The sequence below is a fragment of the Psychromonas antarctica genome (assembly GCF_022267535.1).
In the GTDB taxonomy this organism is placed as follows: domain Bacteria; phylum Pseudomonadota; class Gammaproteobacteria; order Enterobacterales; family Psychromonadaceae; genus Psychromonas; species Psychromonas antarctica.
Map to the genome: position 1 here is coordinate 1 of NZ_JAHNZV010000051.1, position 19,913 is coordinate 19,913.

Genomic DNA, 19,913 nt, shown 5'->3' on the forward strand with positions numbered 1-19,913 from the left:
TGAAATACGAGGATCTAAAGTTGTTGAATCAAGAGTAAATAAATCTGATAATACTTTCATAGCGCTTATATTTGGTTGGTTGTTTTGTGGTGAAATATATTTTACCAAATATCAAGCGCTTACCCAATTTTCCTGTGGGGATTCTTCAGACTTTAGTCCACCCAATAAAGAATTAAAGTAAGCGGGCTGAAGCCCGCGCCCCAAAAAATAAGTCTGTGCCAGGAGAAACCGACAGGGTCAAGTCTTTAATCTTGACATCAAATTAAAAGCCCTGAGGGACTCACTGGTACTAATTCATTAGGGTGTAGTTCCTTTGAATCGACGCTAGTCCCTTGCAATTAGTTGGCTAATCGCTATTTCATGTTATAAAAACGCGAATTTTTATAATGATATGCACTCCATTAATGGGACAATTAATACTTTCCGCTCCAAAATACAAAATAAGGGGCGTGGACTTTAGTCCACCCAATAAAGAATTAAAGTAAGCGGACTGAAGCCCGCGCCCCAAAAAATAAGCCTGTGCCAGCATGGTTGCGCAATTTTTTCTGTGCGTTTATTCAACACGTTCCGTCGATTCAAAAGAACTACACCCAAAAGATAAAAACACGTCAAAAAATTGCACCACAGAGTAAAATGAGGGAAAACAGAGAAAAACTTAAAAAATAATAATTATCTTATATTTTAGTCTATTAGTTTTTTCTCTGTGTAGCTCGCAGCGCCTCAGTTAATGAATGCGAACCGAAACGCAGTTTCGCAGTCGCATGAAGTGCGCGTGGTAGTGGTTTTAATTTATTTACAATAGCTTGCCACGTACTTTCTTTACCATTGACCGATGCTTTCACAACTTACAACAATACCGCATGCTGAAGTCATATAGGATTAATTTAATTAACGTTTCAATATGGCTGTAAAGTTATTTTGCACAATCTGTTATCAAAAAGGATAGCGGGTTTATTCAACACAGAAACAAGCAGCGAAATGCGATACCTCACTGCTTATAGCCGTTTCTATTTAGTTATTAAGTGGCCTCGGCTGCCTGCTCGAGGGTGACTTTTTGGCCAATTAACGGGTAACTAAATACCACTACAAGAGCCTGAATGAACATCACCGTCGTCATCGCAACTAAACCATAATCACTGATAAAGGTTGAGACTAGCGCACTTGCAACTACGCAGAACATCATCTGTAAAAAATTCATCAGACCGGCTGCTGAAGCGCAGTGCTCTCTGAAATCAGATAAGGCATTATTAGCGACAATCGGATATATCGCACCATTCGCCATTGCCATAAAACACATAAGCCCTAACTCTGGAACGATGGACGTTGCTGTATGGCTCATTGCGGTAATAAACATTAACAGCACGCTGATAATAAATAGTTTTACTAACCACGGTAGTATTTGTGTCCCTTCGTATTTATTTAATAAAACTCGGCAAGTGTAACCGCCAATAATAAATGCAATGGTTTGCGGCACGTAGCTTAGGCCGATATCAGCGCCAGAGTATCCCATGGCAGTCATTACAAAAGGTGAACCCGTTAGCCATGCAAAAAAGGCCGCTGAACAGGCTGCATAAATAAGCATATTGCCAGTGAATTTTTTTGATTTTAAAATTGTCTTATACGACTGCAAGGCATTCAATGGCTTTGTATCAGCTAATGGCAACTCTGCTTGTTGAAATGCCAGATCCTTAGGTGTAGAAAAGTTAATGAAGCTGCTGCGTATAATCAGAGTGGCACCAATTGCAACTAATGTATAAAAAATAGACTGCCATCCGAAATGAGATTCAAGGACAGTTCCCAATAATGGTGCGAGAGCGGGTGATAACGCAACTAACGGCATGACGGTTGCAAATACTCGTTGTGACGTTTTTGAATCATATTTTTCGATAACAAACGATTGCCATATTATTGTCGAACCACATGCGCCGACTGCCTGTATAAATCGGCCAAATAATAAAATTTCAATGCTGCTTGAAAATGCACAAATGATGCTGCCAATACTGAAAATTATCAAACTGCTGCATAATACAGTTTTTTTCCCGAACTGTTTTGCTAGCGGACCGTATACCAACTGACCACAAGCCATACCGAATAGGAATATAGCGAGAGACCAACCGATCAGTAGCTCACTGGTGTTCAAATCTTGACGAATAATATCGAAAGCCGGCAGATACATATCTGTTGCCAAAAATCCGAGCATACTTAAACCAGCTAACCAGATATAGGGAATTACAATTTTTTCTTTTGTCATTTTTACCTCTGAAATAATGAATTTTATTTAGTTTATGCTTGCTATTTACCGTTGTGAAACGGTATGTTTTCACTATTCCTTTCAAAATAACTGATGCGTATGTTTTCTAATCAAGATCTTGTTGTTATTGATGCAGTTGCCCGACGAGGTAGTTTTTCTGCCGCCGCCGATGAGCTGCATAAAGTGCCGAGCGCTATCAGTTATACGGTTAAATCTATTGAGAATAAGTTAAACGTACTGCTTTTTAAACGTCTGCACCGTAAGGTGGAATTGACACCTGCTGGACATTATTTTGTTGAGCAGGCGCGTTTGCTATTGAAGCAAATGAATGAAGTTAAATTTCAAACTCAACGGGTTGCTAACGGTTGGCAGAGTAGTGTTTCAATTGCGCTTGATAATGTGGTTCGGGAAGCCAGTGTGAATCAGCTGGTAAGAGATTTTTACGATAAATTTCCTGATGTTGAGTTGCTATTAACCATGGAAGTTTTTAACGGTGTTTGGGATGCTTTGGCTGACGGACGAGCTGATATTGCCATTGGTGCTACGGCTTCGGTCCCAATCTCTGGCAATATATCTTATCGCGCGATGGGCTCTCTTGCGTGGGACTTTGTGGTAAGTGCCGATCATGCCGTAGCTCAATTACCTGAGCCGCTTGAGGAAACTGACTTAATTCGATACCCCTGTATCTGTTTGGAAGATAGTTCACGGAAGCTACCGAAACGGACTACCTGGCTGCTGGACAATCAAAAACGTTTAGTTGTGCCCAACTGGCACAGTGCAGAGCAGTGTTTTATTGCCGGACTGGGCATTGGCATTATGCCTTCGCATCGTTCCAGACCATTGGTTGAACAAGGGAGGCTGATTACGCGCACATTAAGTAAACCGCATCCCAATAGCCCTTGCTGTCTTGCATGGAACAACGATAGTTTAAATCCTGCTGTTATTTGGTTATTAAACTATTTAGGAGACAGTGAAAAACTGCATGCTGAATGGCTTTGCTGAACGAAGGAGTACAACTATTTCCCAGCATTTTTCTCGTGAACGATAATGGCATCAGTAGATCCCATAATGCCCTCTGATGCAGTTACAATGGTGGCAAGGACGTTGCCATTTATCGTCTATTAATAATTTTTAAAGTAGATTATTCAGCGCCAGTTACTTGGCAACCCACTGCAGGCGTGATTTTTGTTATCTGACTATTTCACCTTCACAGAGAGAGGCAGTAAAAAGGTTTGGCTGTCCCGTCTCTTATGATGCCGATTGTTGGTAATTTTGAGAAATGCCGCTCAAACTTTTGAGATCAAGCCGAGCGGGCGTTTAAAAGGATTGTATTGTTGGTTATTAGCCGTTTAAGGAGCAACAATCACTTGTTTCATTAAATCAAACACGTTGGTGTTATCAACATAATCCCCATTGGAACCAATGTTGTTATAGTTAATTGCATAACCTTCATCATTACCTTTTACGAAATCAGATAGCGTTTCAGCCCCTTTTCCTCGAGCGTATAGTCTAACTAACTCCAGGGTATGATCTCCACTGTAGTATTTTACTTCAGGCATAACCCCTTTGCCCGGATTCTCAACGGGTGCATAGGCATTTTGGTCTGATGCGCCACCTAATACATAAGAGTTTCCGTGATCCGTCGTAACTATCAGTAAGGTTTCATCCCAGTTGCTGTTTTGTTCTACCCAAGCGATGACGGCAGAAACCGAATGATTGAAATCAACTTGCTCTTCAATTATCCGTGCCGTTTGATTGGCATGCGCAGCCCAATCTACAGCACCACCTTCTACCATTAAAAAGAAGCCTTTTTCATTTTGTGATAAGTAGTTAATCGCACCTTGAGTCATGGTTTGTAAGGAAGGGACGGTTGCCGTCATGTCACAATCAAAGGCAACATGTTCGTTTTTTCCTGCAGTACACGTTCTACCTTGTTGCAGCGTATAACCAACAGGAACTAAACCAAACAAGGGGCCTGTTAATACCTCGGAACTTGCAGTGTTGTTGGCGAGGCTTTCAAAATCCGCTTTATTATCTATTAAACTCCATGATGTATCTGACCCTGCTGGTGTGAGTATCCCGCTGTTAAGTGAAGCCCAATCTTCGGCGTTAATATATTTATATTCAAAATTAGCAGTCGTACGTAGTTTTCCATCGCTATCAAATTGAGGATGACCTGCGCCCATGATCAAATCTGCTTCCCCTTGGGTTAACATGTCATGACCAATTGCTTCATAATTATTACGGCTTACGTTATTTGCACCGAATACAGCTGGAGTAGCATGGTCAAACTGAACAGACGTAATAATTCCGGTTGAAAGTCCATTTGCTTTAGCGATGTGAGTGATGGACTCTAAAGGACGACCACAGTGATCAACACTGATTGCTCCATTATAAGTTTTGTGTCCCGTGGCAAGCGCAGTACCCGCAGCAGCTGAATCTGTTACATTTTTACTGATGTATTCATAACCTGCAAAAGGACGTTGATATTTATCAGCAGGATCAGAAGTAAAGCTAGTTTCATCCCAGACCTGATCCTTGTCATAACTGATCGTTTCCACTTCATCACCACAAATTGTATCCGGTCCGTTTGTACTTAGAGGAAAGGTAGTCATGGCAAAGCGTGTAGACAACTTAGTGTATGGCGCGCTGTTATTAGCTAATTTTCCATTTTCCCAGTAGCTAGCAATATCCCATGCCCCGTCACTCGCTCCATCTGAAATCATTAAGATTACATTTTTTGGCTGTATCGACAATTTCGGGATATCAGTGCTCGTGCTATTGTCACAACCAGTAAGCGAAAAGGCGGCAAGCATGGAAATAGCAATCAGGCTGTTGGGTTTGTTTATTAAGTGCATTTATTTAACTCCTTTATTGTAAGTCATATCATTAAGCGCCTGCCTCATGACATTTATATTACTAAAAAGATAGTTTTTTAAGGTTTCAACGTTTTATTGATTAAGATCATTTTTTGTTTTTTTAGCTATATATTAATCATTTTTGGGATGGGTACATTACTCTGCTAGGATGGCGTATTATTTCTTAATGTGTTCAATTAATAGATATTTATTATTAGGAGGTAGAGAAACCGACAGGGTCAAGTCTTTAATCTTGACATCAAATTAAAAGCCCTGAGGGACTCACTGGTACTAATTCATTAGGGTGTAGTTCCTTTGAATTGACGCTAGTCCCTTGCAATTAGTTGGCTAATCGCTATTTCATGTTATAAAAACGCGAATTTTTGTAATGATATGCACTCCATTAATGGGACAATTAATACTTTCCACTCCAAAATAGAAAATAAGGGGCGTGGACTTTAGTCCACCCAATAAAGAATTAAAGTAAGCGGACTGAAGCCCGCGCCCCAAAAAATAAGCCAGTGCCAGCATGGTTGCGCACTTTTTTCTGTGCGTTTATTCAACACGTTCCGTCGATTCAAAAGAACTACACCCAATTCATTAATTCATTACTGACATAACCGGATGCGCCGACCACTAAAATATTTTTAACCATCAATTATTACCTTTGTTGTATTGTGCATAAGACACACAGTTTTGACCGGACGTTGCTTGTTAAGCATATATTGTGAGGCTAAGTTAGCAATATAAACGTCCAATAACTGTATCAAAAAGAGGACCATAAGGTAGAAGATGTTAATTAAATTTTGTGTGATTATGCTCATGATATTTTAGATAAAATTAGAACAATAATCTTGAACTCAAGCGATAGTGCCGACGACGGTTTGAATTGCGCACAGCCTCTCGTCTATTAATAATTTTTAAAGTAGATTATTCAGCGCCAGTGACTTGGCAAACCCCACTGCAGCAGTGATTTTTGTTATCTGACTATTTCACCTTCACAGAGAGAGGCAGCAAAAAGGTTTGGCTGTCCCGTCTTTTGGTGCCGTCTCTTGTCTCTTGATTGCACTGAAAATGGGCGATTAAGCATGGTTTCGGCTTGTGGATTACTCGATGCGTCATTTCGTGAACCATCTATGGATTACATTGATTTAATTAAAGCCACAAAGTTAATGTGCGGTGCAACTGATGCTCAAAAATTAGTAAAACGTGCGATGTTTAATTTATTGACCGTTAACCAAGATGATCACTCAAAAAATTTCGCTTTTCTACAAGATGACAATGAAAACTGGAAACTATCTCCCTTTTACTACATCGTATACAGCCCACTTCCAAACGGCGAGTACATGACATCGTTTAACGGTTCAGGTACTACCGCTAGCAGAAAAACAATAGAACTGATGGCGAGACAAGCCGGTTATAAAAATGCTCAACCCCTGATTGATATAATCAAAGAAATCCGAGAAGTCACACTTGGTTTTAAAGATATTGCTTTAAAGACGAAACTAGATCGGCGTGTCATTTCGGACATTACTGATCACATGGAGTTGGTTTGGAATGAAATCCAAAAAGAGTTGTAGTTCCGTTCAGACTTTCAAAAGTAGAGCCTGTGATTCAAAAAGAGTTGGCTCTACAGCCTAAAACAGATCCTTCTTGTTTTTCTTTCTCGTATGGGAATAAAACAATTCCATTGCATTGATAAATGAATTGTTTTTTGTCCAAAACGCAGGATAGTCGCCTTGCTTTTTTATCAGAGCCGCTGAGATTTCGGTTATATTGTCACTAGGTTGATGATTGGCCGGCCACTCACCCGTTAACGCTGAATTTAATACGTCCCGTACATCCGTTTTATCGGTTGATTTTTCATCTGCCGTTTGCGCTATATTTTCTTCTAAATTTACATTAATAACAGGAATACGTGCAGGCATTGTCCAAAATTGGTTTGGATTGACTATCTGTTTTGAACGCTTAGGTGTAAGCGCCGCTTTATCTCGGTTGATATGTGTACAAGTGTATTTATGTTGCTGGTATTCCATTGCAACAGCTTCAGGCAGAGTTAAGTGCTCTGAAAAGGCTTGGCCTAACTCGGTCTTTTTAAGTTCTTGATGTAACTTTTCTGGTGCAAGTCCGCGCAATTGAAATAACAACATGGGATTTGAATCGAGTATGTTGGCAATTCGGTAATAGATACCGGCAATGTGTTTGCATGGGTCGCTATAATCAGGGCAACTGCAGCTGGTTTTTACATCTTTGTATGACGAGGGTAATAAGCTGTCACTGCCAAAGGCATCTTCTATGCTGCTGGGTATTTCGTTTAACATCAGTTTGGATAACCACAGGGCATTGCCGCAAATATTTTTTATGATCTGTTGCCATTGTTTCTGGCTTATTGGCTCAAATTTAAGCACCACCTTATATCTTGGCTCTGTGGTGACACCAAAATAAGGGTTAATATTGCCACGCAACGTGGCTCTTATTTCACCACCGTCAATTTTAAACTCCAGTACTCGGCTGTCTGTTCGATATGCTTTACCACGCTGCAGTCGGCCAGGGTCGATATACGCTTCTAATGCGCTAACAAACTCTTCGCCCCACCATGTTTTGTGTATCAATTTTGCTGACATCTTAATATTCCCTATTAGCCCAGTTTAGTCTTGTTGTCTTAATTGAATAAGCTTGATAAATGACTTGGCGTTAAGTGACGACAACCACGACTCGTCGTTACCAACAATGGAATCTGCCACTTTTTGTTTGTCTTCTAACATTTGATCTATCTTTTCTTCTACTGTGCCTAAGGTGATAAATTTATGAGCAAATACCGTTTTTTGCTGGCCAATACGATAAGCGCGATCCGTTGCCTGGTTTTCTACCGCCGGGTTCCACCAGCGATCAAAATGTATCACATGGTTTGCTTTGGTTAAGGTGATCCCCACGCCGCCCGCTTTTAATGACAATACAAAGATACTGGGCGGTGAATTGGGTGCTTGAAATTGCTCGATCATCTGTTCGCGTTTTTGACGAGATGTACCGCCGTGTAAATAATAAGTATTAAAACCGAGCTGGGTTTTTAATAGGTGCTGCAGGGCGTTGCATACCTCTTTAAATTGACTGAATATAAGTAGACTTTCGCCGTTATTTATCGCCTCGCTGGCAAGTTCGGTTAACCGTTGTAATTTAATTGAACGGTCAAGACTAAATTCGCTGCCATCTTGCAGTAATTGCGCGGGATGATTGCAACATTGTTTTAAACGTAACAAGGCAGATAAAAATATCATCTTATGCTCTGATGTTTCTTCTGCTTCGTTAATACTTTGTTCTACTTCATTAACAATTGATTGATATAAGGACGCTTGTTCTTTGGTCAGTTCGCAATAGACTTTCTGTTCTATTTTGTCGGGCAGATCTTGAATAATATTTTTATCGCTTTTTAAGCGGCGCAATATAAACGGCTCTACTAAGTTTTTAAGAATTTTAGTTTTAGCGAGGTTGTTGTCTCTTTGCACCGGGATCTCAAACTCTGTTCTAAAGGCGGTGCGATTACCCAGTATGCCGGGATTTAAAAAATTAAATATCGACCACAAGTCTATCAGTCTGTTTTCTATTGGCGTGCCCGTTAACGCAATTCGACTGTTTGCACGGATGCTGGTGATAACTTTAGTTTGCGTTGCTGCTGGATTCTTTATATTTTGTGCTTCGTCTATGATCAAACGTGACCAAGTTGCACTTTTAAATAACGCTTTGTCTTTTCGTATTAAGCCGTAAGAGGTGATAACGATATCATTATCAGCCATCACCTGGCTAAACTCATCTTGTTTAGTGCGCTTTGCACCATGATGAATAGTGGCTTTTATATTTGGGGCAAATTTTTCTAATTCTTTATACCAGTTACCTATTACCGATGTTGGCGCAATTAATAATGCCGCTTGTTGTTTGGGTGCAGTTAATAACAACGCGATCACCTGCATGGTTTTACCTAACCCCATGTCATCAGCCAAGCAGGGGTTCATGCCGAGGTTTTCTAAATAACTCAACCAAGATAGCCCTCTAATTTGGTAAGGTCTTAAAGTGGCTTTTAAGTTTGCAGGTTGTGCTATTAACGCCAGTTTGTCTTTATTTTTTAGACTCAACAACATTTCGTTGATCGTATCGTCGAGTTCGATACTGTATTGCTCTTCATCTGCCGCCATTAAGAGCAAGTCTTGTAGATCTCCACTGTGTTTATCTTGTTGTGAACTTTCAATCAATTTTTGCATTTTTGCCATTTCAGCGGGATCAAGCTGCATCCACTGACCACGAAAATACACCAGTGCTGATTTCGATGCGATTAATTGCTGCCACTCCTCGCTACTGACTTCATGCTCGCCAATGGCATAACGATAGTCAAAATTGATTAACCCCTCTTGGCTTAAATAGGATGTAGCGGCGCTATTACTCGAATTTTCGTCAAAACTGGATTTTTTACTACCGCGCATTTTAATTTTGGCTTTTAATCGACCCGAAGCTGTCCACCATGACGGCACGCTAATTTTATAACCGCAAGCATGCAGCGCCCATGCGTCTTCTTTTAAAAAGTCGAACGCTTGGTCTGTAGTCATCGTGATTAGCTTTTGCTGCATATTCTGCTCAAACACTTGCTCTAGCAGTGAATATATTCGACAAGCGTAGCCGAGCTGCAATAATAAATTTCGCTCAATGGAAGTGCCCAACATCTTGTTAAAAAAGGCTTGTTTGCTGGTTTTATCCTGCCAGAATTCCGCCAGATTGATCATAAAAGAGGGATCAACTTTAGCTTGCAGCAGTATTTCTAATCCCCAGTCTGCGCCATTGCTTGAGGTCGCTTCATTAAGTCTAAAACAGAGTTGAAAAGGCGAGCCAAATTGATCGTAATTTAGGTTATTGTGCCACTGTCGCCATGATTTCCACTCTTGTTCACTCACGCTTGGTTGCGTGAAATCAATGCTGCTTTCAATAAAGCTATCTTGAAACTGCTTATACACAGTGTTGGGATAGTGGGTGTCGCTGATAAGATGGTTTAATACCACCTGTGAAAAATGTTGCAATAGCGCAATTGGATCTAACTCTGCCGTATTGTGTAAAGAAACATCATCAGCCAAACACGCTGAAAAAGGCATTAAAGGTGCAATTTGCTGTAATCGCTGTTGATAGTCGGCTGACATGGGCTGCCATTTACTATGAAACTGTGTTTTCTTACCCACTTTTTGAGCGATTAAAAAAGGAATATATTGATCGTTTTGGATCACCTGGCTTAATTCAGCAGCCATTTTTAACCAAAATTTTGCATCATCGGCCAGTTGTAACTCATCTTCAATAGAGTCGTTTTCAAAGTAATAAGATTGAAAATTAAGCTCTTTTAAAAAAGCGAGGGGCTTATCTATTGGTATCACATTTAAAATGAAGGGCGCCAACTCGGCATAATCGCTTTCTTGTAAATTATTTAAGTTAGCAATAACGGGCGAGGGTATCGGCTGCTTAAGTGCATCACAAGGGAGTTCAACGGTGAGTTGTTCAATCGTCGCGTCATGTAATATTTTTTTGTTAAGCGTCTGTTTTTTAACGGACAGAAAACTTGAAAAATGATCTGCAAACCACCTAGCTAAAGGCTTCACATCAGATTGGTAAGGATAATGGGTAATATTTTTGGTTGACTTGATATTAAGCTTTTTAGCTTGTTCCAGCCACAAATATAAACAGCCCGTATTGTTAAAGTCATTGCTTGCTTGTTGCCAAAATAAGTGGATGATCTGCATTTATTACTACCCTTGCTTTTGATGGTGCTATTTTACATTTATGCTTCTCAGTTTGGCTATTAATGTTTCAAGACTATGTACTTAACTCAGATAAATACAAAAAAGTAAATATTTGCCACACAAATTTCATGCAACTGCAAGTTTACATTCAATGACAGAGTTAAAAGGAGAAAAACATTTATATTTGGGTTTTCTCGGTGTAACACGCAGCGTCTCCGTGTTCTCTGTGGTAATTTTATAATCTTTTACAACAACCTGGATTATCTACAGAAGCATGTAATGTTTTTAATAAAATGCTGAAGTGGCGTAGTTAATTTGGCTTGAACGTTAGGGATTAAGCACCGCGTCTAAATTAGTGAGTGTGACAACGTCAGCGGCAATCATACTATCGATACGAATGTTACCAATTCGAACCCTAACCAGTCTTAATGTGGCAAACCCCACAGCAGCCGTCATTTTTCTTATCTGACGATTTTTACCTTCACAGAGCGTGATAGAGATCCAGCTTGTCGGTCCATGTCTGGGATCGCGGATCTTACGGCCACGGGCAGGGAGCTGAGGTTCACCATCTAGCTTAAATGCTTTACAAGGTAGAGTTAGATATTGAGTGCCATTGATACTAATCTCAACGCCATTTTGCAGCAGTAACATTGCGGTCGCAGTGATAACTCCATCAACTTGCACGTAGTACTCTTTTTCTATGCCTTTGCTTCTGATTTTATAACTCATCATCCCATCGGTAGTGAGTAACAATAATCCTTCGGAGTCGTGATCTAATCGTCCAATCGCCATGATTTTATCGAGAAAGTTAAATAGCTCGCCGAGTAGATGTTTTTTCCTTCTTGGCTCGGGTACAAACTGACTTAAAAAACCATAGGGCTTAAATATTTTGAAGTGCTGATGAGTTTGGCTTGGCTCCGTGAATTCAGTTAAATAGGTTTGGCTGGTGGTTGGCATTAAACATGGCCTTAATCGTAAAATCTGAGTGGTAGCGCATTATACGGTTATATGCTCTGCGTTGCTAAGGAGAACCCAATGGGGTCAAGTCTTTAATCTTGATTATCACCCATGTAACTGGAAAGGGCATGCAGAGCTTAGCCCGTTTATGAGACTGAACTGTCGTTGAAATCACTTACCGATAAACGTTTCGTGAATGACAGCGCCTCAATCCTATAGTTACTACTAAATTGGAATTGGATCCATCTATCTCAATATTGATTAAAAAACAGTTTTAGTCATATTTAAATCTGTTTTATATCACAAAAACAGCCTTGTAGATCATCTATTAAAATTGCATAATTCATTATTTTTTCATTTATGATTTACATAAGGGATGTTGATGTCTAATCGTAGCAAATTACCATTTTTTGAAATACTTGAAAATTTATTTGAAACCAATAAAAGCCCTAATGGTGCTCGCGTTTTAAAAAAATTCCTAATACCCTCATCGGTATCAGCAAACAAACCATTGACTGGTTATTAGGTCAGAAAGAATTAAGCAAGGTGATGATGACGCCTGCTGCTGAAGCAATATTTTTGAATCTTAATGAATATGATAAAAAGCAGGTAGCTAAAGAGATAAAGCAGATTGTTTATTTTCCTAATGGTAATAATGTCTCGCGTGATTTAAGAGGGCTTTCACGTATGTGGAAAACCCTATACCCTTTTAACGGTTACCACTTCCTCATAAAGTTTGAAACCCATACTGGTGGGTTAGTTATTAAAGATATTTATTTTGATAATGAACTGATTGGTATAAAAACCGATATTAATCAAGAGCGCAATGTGATGTACGAAATAAAGCGCAGCAATAAACCTGCTTCATTTACGAAAGACTTTGGTAATAAAATTGTTGATGAGCTAACAGCCGGATGGGATAGCTCTGAAGCTAAGCCTGTTCATCGCATCGAAACGCGTCATGCAGCCGTCAATGGTATGAACAACAATTTAACCGATGCAGCATGGGTGATGGGAACCCATGTTGATGTGGCACATCAGAATGAAAATGTTGATAAGTATACGCTGTTTCATAATCCCTCTAATGGTTTTGGTGAAGATATTTTAGAGTGTGGTTGGGATAAACGCTGGTTAAATCCGATAGGATTAAAAGGATACAGCAGTAATGTGCAGCATCTATCAGCTGTATTAGATCAAACGCAGCAACGTGGACATAAAACCGATTGGACAGTGCATAGCCAAGGTGCGATTATTTTTGCCCGTGCGGTGCGCGAACATATGCGTAAACGTGGTGGGGCATTAAGCTGTCATACCGTGAGTTTGCATGGCATTGGCTGTAATGAGAAAGATGCGATTAAGGTTTGTCAACAAGCGGGTATTTTTATTAATAATATCAGAAACAATGATTTTGACCCTGTGCCTAACCTTGCTGGGGCCAATAATCTATCAGGGGGGCTTGCCAGAGCCATGGGATTTGCCGGCTTATTAACGAATACACTGGCGAGCCCGCACAGTTTGCCATTTTTAGGATTAGAGGTTTACGAAAAACAGCTTAGAATGGCGGGTAAGGAAGAACTAGCAAAAAAAGTAAATAATTACAGAACAGCCAAAGGGTTATCATGAGTTTACGCAAAAAATACCAGGAATGGTTTGTTGGCCCGTTAGGCGGTCCTGATTTTAATGAGTCTGTTCATCATCAAGTAGATTATGGTGCGATAGAGTTAGGTCTTTTGTTTCCGCGCAGTCATATTGCCCCCAATAAAAAGACAAAACCTAAGCAATGTAACCTTTATGATTTGATCGAGTCGACTGATGATGAAGTGTCCGCAGATTCAAATACTGCTCATAAAATCGTTTCAACGGTTGCATCGGCCTGGTCTTATTTCCGCCCGAAGATCAACAGAATGGCTCTTAATCCCTATGTGGTAATGACGGCTATTTGGGATATACAAGTTATTAAACAACCGGAATTAACCACTTTGTTTGATCCATTAACTCTGCAGTCTTATTTAGAGCAAGATTATGATTCTTATCTAAATGATGAAGGTGGGGCTAATTGGAGAATAAGAAAACATTATGATGAATTTTACAGTGAAAGAAGTGAACCATTTGAATATTATAAAGATGAAATTGCGTCATTTCTGCCCGGTAAACTTTTATACCCCCCCAACGATTATCAAGTACAAAAAATTAATGATATAAATTGGTTGAGGTTTACTTACCGCCCGATGCTAAATAGATTAGAGAGAATTTTTTATATTGTGCAGGTATCCCCCCATCATATGTTACGCGTTTCATTTTCATTCGGACGTTTTAGTACAGCGCCTGATGAAAAATGGTTACCTAAAGCGTTGGAAGATATTGATAAAATCATGACGGGTACAAGTATAAAATGGAAAGCATTAGAAGGAAAAAGTTGAGTAGATCCACCACTTCGGCTTATTAATAATTCTGTTTCTGAGTTTTTAGGGACTTGGTTTATTACCTTCGATGGGAAACTATTAGCGGAGGCTGCTTTAACTAAAATCATGTAGCTGTAGATAGCTACGTTTTTCCCGTTCACGTTGAGTTATCTGCAGGTCATGTACACTATCTTGTCTATACAGCGAAACTGCTAAATGAGGAATGATGATATCGATTGGTGCTTGTACAAATATCGGTATTGAGTCGACAATGCCTTTGGTAGAATCAATGATTTTCGAGCAATAGCAACGAGATACGACAAATTAGAGCAAAACTATGCGAGCATGGTTGCCCTCGTATATACTATTATGTGGCTGCTGATGCATTGCTGATTAATTATTTAGCATCAAAGATCAACAGCCCCTAATCACTTTTGGATTATTGCTTTTATTATTGCTGTGATAAATAGTCGTCTACGGCTATTTTTCGATCTTCTACATGTGTTTTCAGCGTTTCAATTGCACTATCGAAATCACTAATATCATTTAAAAAGGTATAACCTTGCTCTGTATTTTCAACTTCAGCTAATGCATAGGGTTTGATCAAGGCGGTATATTTCTCGTATAAAGATGTCATCTTATTGGATTCAAAGGCACCACTAATGACCGTTGACAGGTAGTTATCATATATAGTCTTATACGTAGAATCTGCCATTATTTTTGAAATCAATGGCCAGTCGTCACCTTCAAGATTGGAAAAATCCAACGCTAACGCGCCGCCCATTCCACCTTCTTGCAGTGCTTCATTATGATCCCAAGGGATCCATGTTAGTTTAGATGTGTTGGGATCATTGTACAGGTAAAAATTATGCGTCATTCTGCCATAAGTATCCCAATTTTGTATGATTTCGTTAACGGCTAAATAGTGCAGAAAGTGATCAACATCAAAAACAGCTTCCAAATTTTCTCGCCATGCTTCTGCATCGCTTGAGTCGGCGTGTAATGCCGTAAACAATGCTTTAATATCAGACCAGTCAGCTTCATCTTCATTGGTTTTCTTTTCAAAATCCGTTTCAATTAATGTGCTGTCAACAAAGCTGGCACCTTCATTTTCAGGTTTATATAGGTTTCCCTTATTGCTGTCGAACTGAGTATCAATAACCGTGTCGTCAATTTCTTCGACCATTGTATATAATCCGAAATTGATGGATTCGTCACCGTAATGAACATACAGGTTATAAAAAGCGGTATGTGAAACAGGAAGGCCTGCACTAGTGAAAACATCAGCCGCTACTTTTTCACGCAATAATGATTGATCTTGGTAATTATTTTTCAGACTCAGTTTTTTAAATCCATAAAAGCGTTGATTTTTGATCTGCGGGTAATCATCTTCATACTCGTCAAAATCGAGTTTAAAAGAGAGTTTTAATATTCCTTGTTCCCAGCTGCTTTTTAGGCTTGAGTTTCCTTTAAAGCGAATTCCAACTTTATACCATTGTGTGCCATTATAAAGGATCTCTGCAGGAACAAAGATCGGATCCTCTGTTGTGCTGTCAATTAAACTAGCGTCAGCAGTCGTAATAGTGGGGGGCTGACTTCCAGGCATGGGGGGAGGCAGGTCTCCCTTTGCGGTTTGACCAAACTCACCATAGAGTGTTGTCATATTATCGAGCATACTTTGCCAGCGCGCTTCAGTGACGACAATATGAAGGTTTTTGACTGCAGTATCATCAAATACTTCAGCAAAATTTGCATCGGCACTTTTGCTGTGAGTATCATCCGTCCAGTCTGTCGCTTCAAAGTCATCATCAGCAGTTGTGTCAAGAGCAAGTGTAATATCTACGTTATCAGTAGGGTCAATAGCAATGGTATTTGTAAGCGTCGATTCAGTGTCAGTTTCAGTTTCTTCGCACGCGGTTAAAGTTAGCAATGTACTAATCAATAGCCCCAGAAAAAAGAGTCTGAGGAGTGAATCGATAATTCGATAAGGTTTGCAGTTAAATACCATAATAGTGTCCTAAAGTTGCGAAGAGTGAATAACGCACAGCGCTATCGTCAGTGATTTTTTGTGATTGTAATAATAAAATTTGCAAGAAATGTGCAAAAATATGTAATTTTTTAGATTTTTTATTGGCTGGCCATTTAGCAGAGCTTCTGTCTTTCTAATTTAAGTTTATCTTTGCTTAGGATTTTTATCATTAAATGAGAGGTCGATATCTAGCAAATATTGCTGCGGTTTCTTTTAACTGTAGCGAGTGCTAATTTCCATTTTTTACCGCTAGATAATGTTTAATCAATATAAAAAATAAGTCGTATTTCAAATGAAAAATAAAAAATGACATCCTCTAAAAAAGGGAAAACACGGGCTCTAGAGGTGAAAAGGCTTGATTCTGCGCGGTACTAACTGCGGTACTAGTTTAAAGAAAAGTCATAATAAAAATAAAAGTTTTTTCGTGGTTTTTATAATAGGTTTAATATTAAAAAACACACGTTATTGATAGGAGCAAACCGCACCTATTTCTTATTAAATGTGAGCAAAAAGCTTTCGTTGGGATTAACTAAAAGCAATGCGAGAAGTTATTTTCATCACTTCTTCTAGCCCACTTCTGGCCCCTTCTGTGTTATCGCGCTCTTGCTACAAAGATCGATAACCTAGTTTGAGATAGTGGATCTAATCGGGGCAATATAAGAGTTGGCTCAAGCTATTCGCCTGCATATTGAGGAAAGCATATTTCTTAATTAATTGGCATCTATGAGTTCTCAGCGTCAAGCCCTCAACCCTAAAGGGGTAACTATCTTCTTTGTAATTAGCAGTTATCCCGTACGATTCGAGCCTATTTAGTCGGTTAACTATAAACCGCTAAATGTCTTTAATATCACTTAATTTTCACATCCAAACCAAGTGATATTAAGGTACCTATCAGTGTTGTGATCACTACCGATACTAATGAACCAATCAAGACATACTCAGTCATACTTCGGTCGTCTGATTTATTCAATTCACCAAATCTAAATATTGACTTAGCTGCCAAGACAAAACCCACCGCTACATAGCTCCCCATAAGCGTGAAGGTCAGTATTAACACTCGCTCTAAATAACCGATCAACTCACCTCCAGCGACAAGACCATTAACACTAGTATTATTTTCTGTACCTGATATTGGATACTTTCTTAAAATGCTAGCAATCAAAATCGAAGTTGGTTTGAGAATTAATAAGTAACCTCAGTTCTGGATAATGGAAGCGAAATCAGATTAAATATCAACAAGTTAAAAAACATATTATACAGTGCTGTTAGTTTTGCGTAGTTCAAGGCGAATCATCGCAGCAATAACTGGTTATTGGCAGATGATTTAACGCAGAAATACGCGTAAATAACGGTACTGTATCGTTTAGCTTATCCAGAATTGAGGTTAAGTAACCAAATACCACCATAACGCAATCCGAGAACTTCTCATGCTGTAGGACTGCATCAAACGTCACACCATCTGCCACGTGAAACGCAATAGCAACTAGTACTGTTACATGCAAAGTCTGGCCGATAATAAAGTGGGAAACATTATCATCTTTCGCTGTTGTTACTTTCCACAGGTCGATAACAAAATGACTTACCGCTACTATCGCTACTAAGCAAGCAGCAGATCGCCAATCAATGCCTAACGCTATAACAGGAACTGATAACGCAACGCCGTGTAGTAGCGAGTGGAGGTAAAGCTCTGGTGAACGGTAAGTGTTCGCTTTCTTTGCTTCTACCCATCGGTTTGATTGGAGGTAAAAATCACAGATAACGTGCACCAGCAAGAACTGTATTAGAACGCCAAAAAAATCAAACATACTTGAGTCCTGCTACTTTATTTATGAATCGCCAATTTAGTTCACTGATTAGCGGCCAACCTGACGCTTTAAGTGACTTGCTGACGGTGGGGGCTGCGACATCGAACTTTTCTGCTAACTCATTAATCGACAAATCTTCATTTGTTTTAAGCATCGGAAGCATAACTTCGCATTGGCGCGAGGTTAATTCAGTTAGTTGTCTATCTAGGTACTTAAATAGTAACTCAAAGTGTTCAGTGAGTTCGAGGCGGTCAGAGTTAAAAAACAACCGCTCACTTTTCAAGGCTTTTAGTCCACGGCCAGAAAGAATAAATGCTTCCCCCATCGATTCAGAGACCGACTCACGCAGGTCTGCATTAGATGCAATCGCAAAGCTAATACGACTATCAAACTCATTGCCAAGGGCTTTAATGCCAATCCGATAAATGATGGTGTATCTCAGAGAGTTTTCAATATCATGCACCAGCGACTGAAACTCATCTCCACGCTCAATACTGTGTGCATTTGATGTATTTCCATCGGTGATCCATTTCTGAATATCTTTGATTCGTTTAAGTAGTTGTTCAAACTGATCAGAGGTTAGCTTAGTTGAGTTGACAATATCACCGCTGATCACTGCGATAGGTTTACAGGGATGCTCCACATTAAAACTCCTTTCTGCATGCCAATACCAATTTAGCCGTTTATGGCTAATAATATAGATTTAGCCGTTTATGGCTAATAATGCCAATTTAGCCGTTTATAGCTAATAATGCAAATTTAGCTATTTTTGGCTAATAAGACATAATCTTTATCTTGAATATTTGCGGAGTTAATTTTCTTATCCGTTAGCGGAATTACTTTTATTGCCATGAGTTACCTACAAATAGCTAAGAATAGTATTCCAATTTATAGGATTATTTATTTGGAATACCCTATGGAATACCATTATGCGTAGCGAGTGGGAGAAATCCATAGACGTCAGTAGATGCTAAGTCATTGATTTTGATATATTTCAGGCATAAAAAAAGACGTCCTGAGACGTCTTTCTTCATAGGTGTGGGATGGGGGAGGTCAACTTTGGCTTGTAACTTGTTGTATTATAAGGTCACTATTAAATGGGGAGTTGAACCGGTACTACAAGTGGTACTACTTTGTGAGAAAGTCACCGCTAAAATGGAATTTCAATATTCTATGTTTTAGTATTAAAAATACTGGGAAATAGGCTGTGATTTACAGAAAAATAATTTTTATTATGTGAGCTGTAACTTTAATAATATATTGCAGAATAGATTAAGCATCGCGTTATGAATAATGTTCACCATTTAGATACCTTGATTTATATTCAATCACGGTTCTTTTCAGCTCGCGTTTTAATTTTAAGTGATTTTTGTAATCGAATAATAGAGCGAAGGGCATAAATATTAATATGCCTATAAGCATGAAAAAAACAAGTATTCGGATTACAATTGATTCGTCCTCCTTTAACATCGCCCAGTCATCTTTATTGGCAAAAGGGTACTCTGACTGAAATTTTCTTTTACATTGTAAATACTCATATGTTTTTTGAAGCTCAATTTTCACGGTGCTTCGATAATCATCAGCTCTACGCATAAATCTACCTGATTACCCACATTACTCAGCCAATATTGGATGAAAAGTAAACTATACTCATAACATACTCAAATTAGGAGTGTGAACATGAGTAAAAATAAAGTTCAACACCAGCATGGATACAGTTTGCCTGATTTATTCAAGAATTACGGTACAGAAGCTCAGTGTATAAATGCTCTTTTTAAATGGAAATGGCCAAATGGATTTATTTGCCCTGCTTGTTCATCAACAAGTTATTGTTCATTGAAAT

At 39.2% G+C, this 19,913-nt stretch carries 14 protein-coding genes and 1 pseudogene; 7 read left to right on the forward strand and 8 right to left on the reverse strand.

Going from position 1 to position 19,913, the window contains the following annotated elements; all coding sequences use genetic code 11:
- The coding region (locus KSO91_RS11095) for a hypothetical protein (protein WP_238743068.1) at window positions 1-181 on the forward strand (181 nt) is incomplete at its 5' end.
- Between the two features lie 837 nt (window positions 182-1,018).
- On the opposite strand, the gene punC is transcribed toward KSO91_RS11095, so the two are convergent.
- Entirely contained in the window at window positions 1,019-2,251 is a 1,233-nt protein-coding gene (gene punC, locus KSO91_RS11100) for a purine nucleoside transporter PunC (RefSeq protein ID WP_238743069.1), read from the reverse strand.
- Window positions 2,252-2,350: 99 nt separating this feature from the next.
- Between punC and punR the strand changes: the two genes are divergently transcribed.
- A complete protein-coding gene (gene punR / locus KSO91_RS11105; protein WP_238743070.1) occupies window positions 2,351-3,253 on the forward strand; it encodes a DNA-binding transcriptional activator PunR in 903 nt (300 codons plus the stop codon).
- A gap of 347 nt (window positions 3,254-3,600) precedes the next feature.
- Here punR and KSO91_RS11110 read toward each other — a convergent pair whose 3' ends face one another.
- Entirely contained in the window at window positions 3,601-5,109 is a 1,509-nt protein-coding gene (locus KSO91_RS11110) for an alkaline phosphatase (RefSeq protein ID WP_238743071.1), read from the reverse strand.
- Between the two features lie 1,052 nt (window positions 5,110-6,161).
- Here KSO91_RS11110 and KSO91_RS11115 point away from each other — a divergent pair.
- Window positions 6,162-6,689: a HipA domain-containing protein gene (locus KSO91_RS11115; protein ID WP_238743072.1), complete on the forward strand. Its 528-nt coding sequence runs from the start codon at window positions 6,162-6,164 to the stop codon at window positions 6,687-6,689.
- A gap of 57 nt (window positions 6,690-6,746) precedes the next feature.
- Here KSO91_RS11115 and KSO91_RS11120 read toward each other — a convergent pair whose 3' ends face one another.
- The 3 genes from KSO91_RS11120 to KSO91_RS11130 all read right to left on the reverse strand — a co-directional run bounded on the left by KSO91_RS11120 (window position 6,747) and on the right by KSO91_RS11130 (window position 11,834).
- The gene (locus tag KSO91_RS11120; RefSeq protein WP_238743073.1) at window positions 6,747-7,733 is read right to left on the reverse strand and encodes an SWIM zinc finger family protein; all 987 of its coding nucleotides are present in this window, start codon (window positions 7,731-7,733) and stop codon (window positions 6,747-6,749) included.
- A 24-nt stretch (window positions 7,734-7,757) separates the two neighbouring features.
- Window positions 7,758-10,877: a DEAD/DEAH box helicase gene (locus tag KSO91_RS11125; RefSeq protein ID WP_238743074.1), complete on the reverse strand. Its 3,120-nt coding sequence runs from the start codon at window positions 10,875-10,877 to the stop codon at window positions 7,758-7,760.
- A gap of 327 nt (window positions 10,878-11,204) precedes the next feature.
- Complete coding sequence (locus KSO91_RS11130) at window positions 11,205-11,834, reverse strand: pseudouridine synthase (RefSeq protein WP_238743075.1); 630 nt, start codon at window positions 11,832-11,834, stop codon at window positions 11,205-11,207.
- 549 nt (window positions 11,835-12,383) lie between these two features.
- Between KSO91_RS11130 and KSO91_RS11135 the strand changes: the two genes are divergently transcribed.
- The 3 genes and pseudogenes from KSO91_RS11135 to KSO91_RS11145 form a co-directional block, all read left to right on the forward strand.
- Window positions 12,384-13,457: a hypothetical protein gene (locus KSO91_RS11135; protein ID WP_238743076.1), complete on the forward strand. Its 1,074-nt coding sequence runs from the start codon at window positions 12,384-12,386 to the stop codon at window positions 13,455-13,457.
- Window positions 13,454-14,254, forward strand: coding sequence for a hypothetical protein (locus KSO91_RS11140; protein WP_238743077.1), 801 nt, complete (start codon window positions 13,454-13,456; stop codon window positions 14,252-14,254). The genes KSO91_RS11135 and KSO91_RS11140 overlap by 4 nt, the downstream gene beginning before the upstream one ends.
- A 213-nt stretch (window positions 14,255-14,467) precedes the next feature.
- Window positions 14,468-14,629 (forward strand): annotated as a pseudogene (locus KSO91_RS11145) (transposase); the annotation flags it as partial.
- Window positions 14,630-14,687: 58 nt separating this feature from the next.
- Here the strand turns inward: KSO91_RS11145 and KSO91_RS11150 are convergent.
- The 3 genes from KSO91_RS11150 to KSO91_RS11160 form a co-directional block, all read right to left on the reverse strand.
- On the reverse strand, window positions 14,688-16,244 hold the full coding sequence (locus KSO91_RS11150; RefSeq protein ID WP_238743078.1) for a CotH kinase family protein: 1,557 nt from the start codon (window positions 16,242-16,244) through the stop codon (window positions 14,688-14,690).
- Between the two features lie 1,301 nt (window positions 16,245-17,545).
- The gene (locus KSO91_RS11155) at window positions 17,546-18,070 is read right to left on the reverse strand and encodes a DUF3307 domain-containing protein (protein WP_238743079.1); all 525 of its coding nucleotides are present in this window, start codon (window positions 18,068-18,070) and stop codon (window positions 17,546-17,548) included.
- A complete protein-coding gene (locus KSO91_RS11160) occupies window positions 18,063-18,713 on the reverse strand; it encodes a SatD family protein (protein WP_238743080.1) in 651 nt (216 codons plus the stop codon). Before KSO91_RS11160 ends, KSO91_RS11155 begins: the two co-directional genes overlap by 8 nt.
- Window positions 18,714-19,750: 1,037 nt before the next feature.
- Between KSO91_RS11160 and KSO91_RS11165 the strand changes: the two genes are divergently transcribed.
- Window positions 19,751-19,913, forward strand: a 163-nt coding sequence (locus tag KSO91_RS11165; RefSeq protein ID WP_238742471.1) for a transposase, incomplete at its 3' end; no start/stop codon positions are given.

Bases quoted from the DNA above. Each gene is read 5' to 3' on its own strand.
- punC (WP_238743069.1), bottom strand. From the start codon at position 2,251: ATGACAAAAGAAAAAATTGTAATTCCCTATATCTGGTTAGCTGGTTTA.
- punR (WP_238743070.1), top strand. From the start codon at position 2,351: ATGTTTTCTAATCAAGATCTTGTTGTTATTGATGCAGTTGCCCGACGA.
- KSO91_RS11110 (WP_238743071.1), bottom strand. From the start codon at position 5,109: ATGCACTTAATAAACAAACCCAACAGCCTGATTGCTATTTCCATGCTT.
- KSO91_RS11120 (WP_238743073.1), bottom strand. From the start codon at position 7,733: ATGTCAGCAAAATTGATACACAAAACATGGTGGGGCGAAGAGTTTGTT.
- KSO91_RS11125 (WP_238743074.1), bottom strand. From the start codon at position 10,877: ATGCAGATCATCCACTTATTTTGGCAACAAGCAAGCAATGACTTTAAC.
- KSO91_RS11130 (WP_238743075.1), bottom strand. From the start codon at position 11,834: ATGCCAACCACCAGCCAAACCTATTTAACTGAATTCACGGAGCCAAGC.
- KSO91_RS11135 (WP_238743076.1), top strand. From the start codon at position 12,384: ATGATGACGCCTGCTGCTGAAGCAATATTTTTGAATCTTAATGAATAT.
- KSO91_RS11140 (WP_238743077.1), top strand. From the start codon at position 13,454: ATGAGTTTACGCAAAAAATACCAGGAATGGTTTGTTGGCCCGTTAGGC.
- KSO91_RS11150 (WP_238743078.1), bottom strand. From the start codon at position 16,244: ATGGTATTTAACTGCAAACCTTATCGAATTATCGATTCACTCCTCAGA.
- KSO91_RS11155 (WP_238743079.1), bottom strand. From the start codon at position 18,070: ATGTTTGATTTTTTTGGCGTTCTAATACAGTTCTTGCTGGTGCACGTT.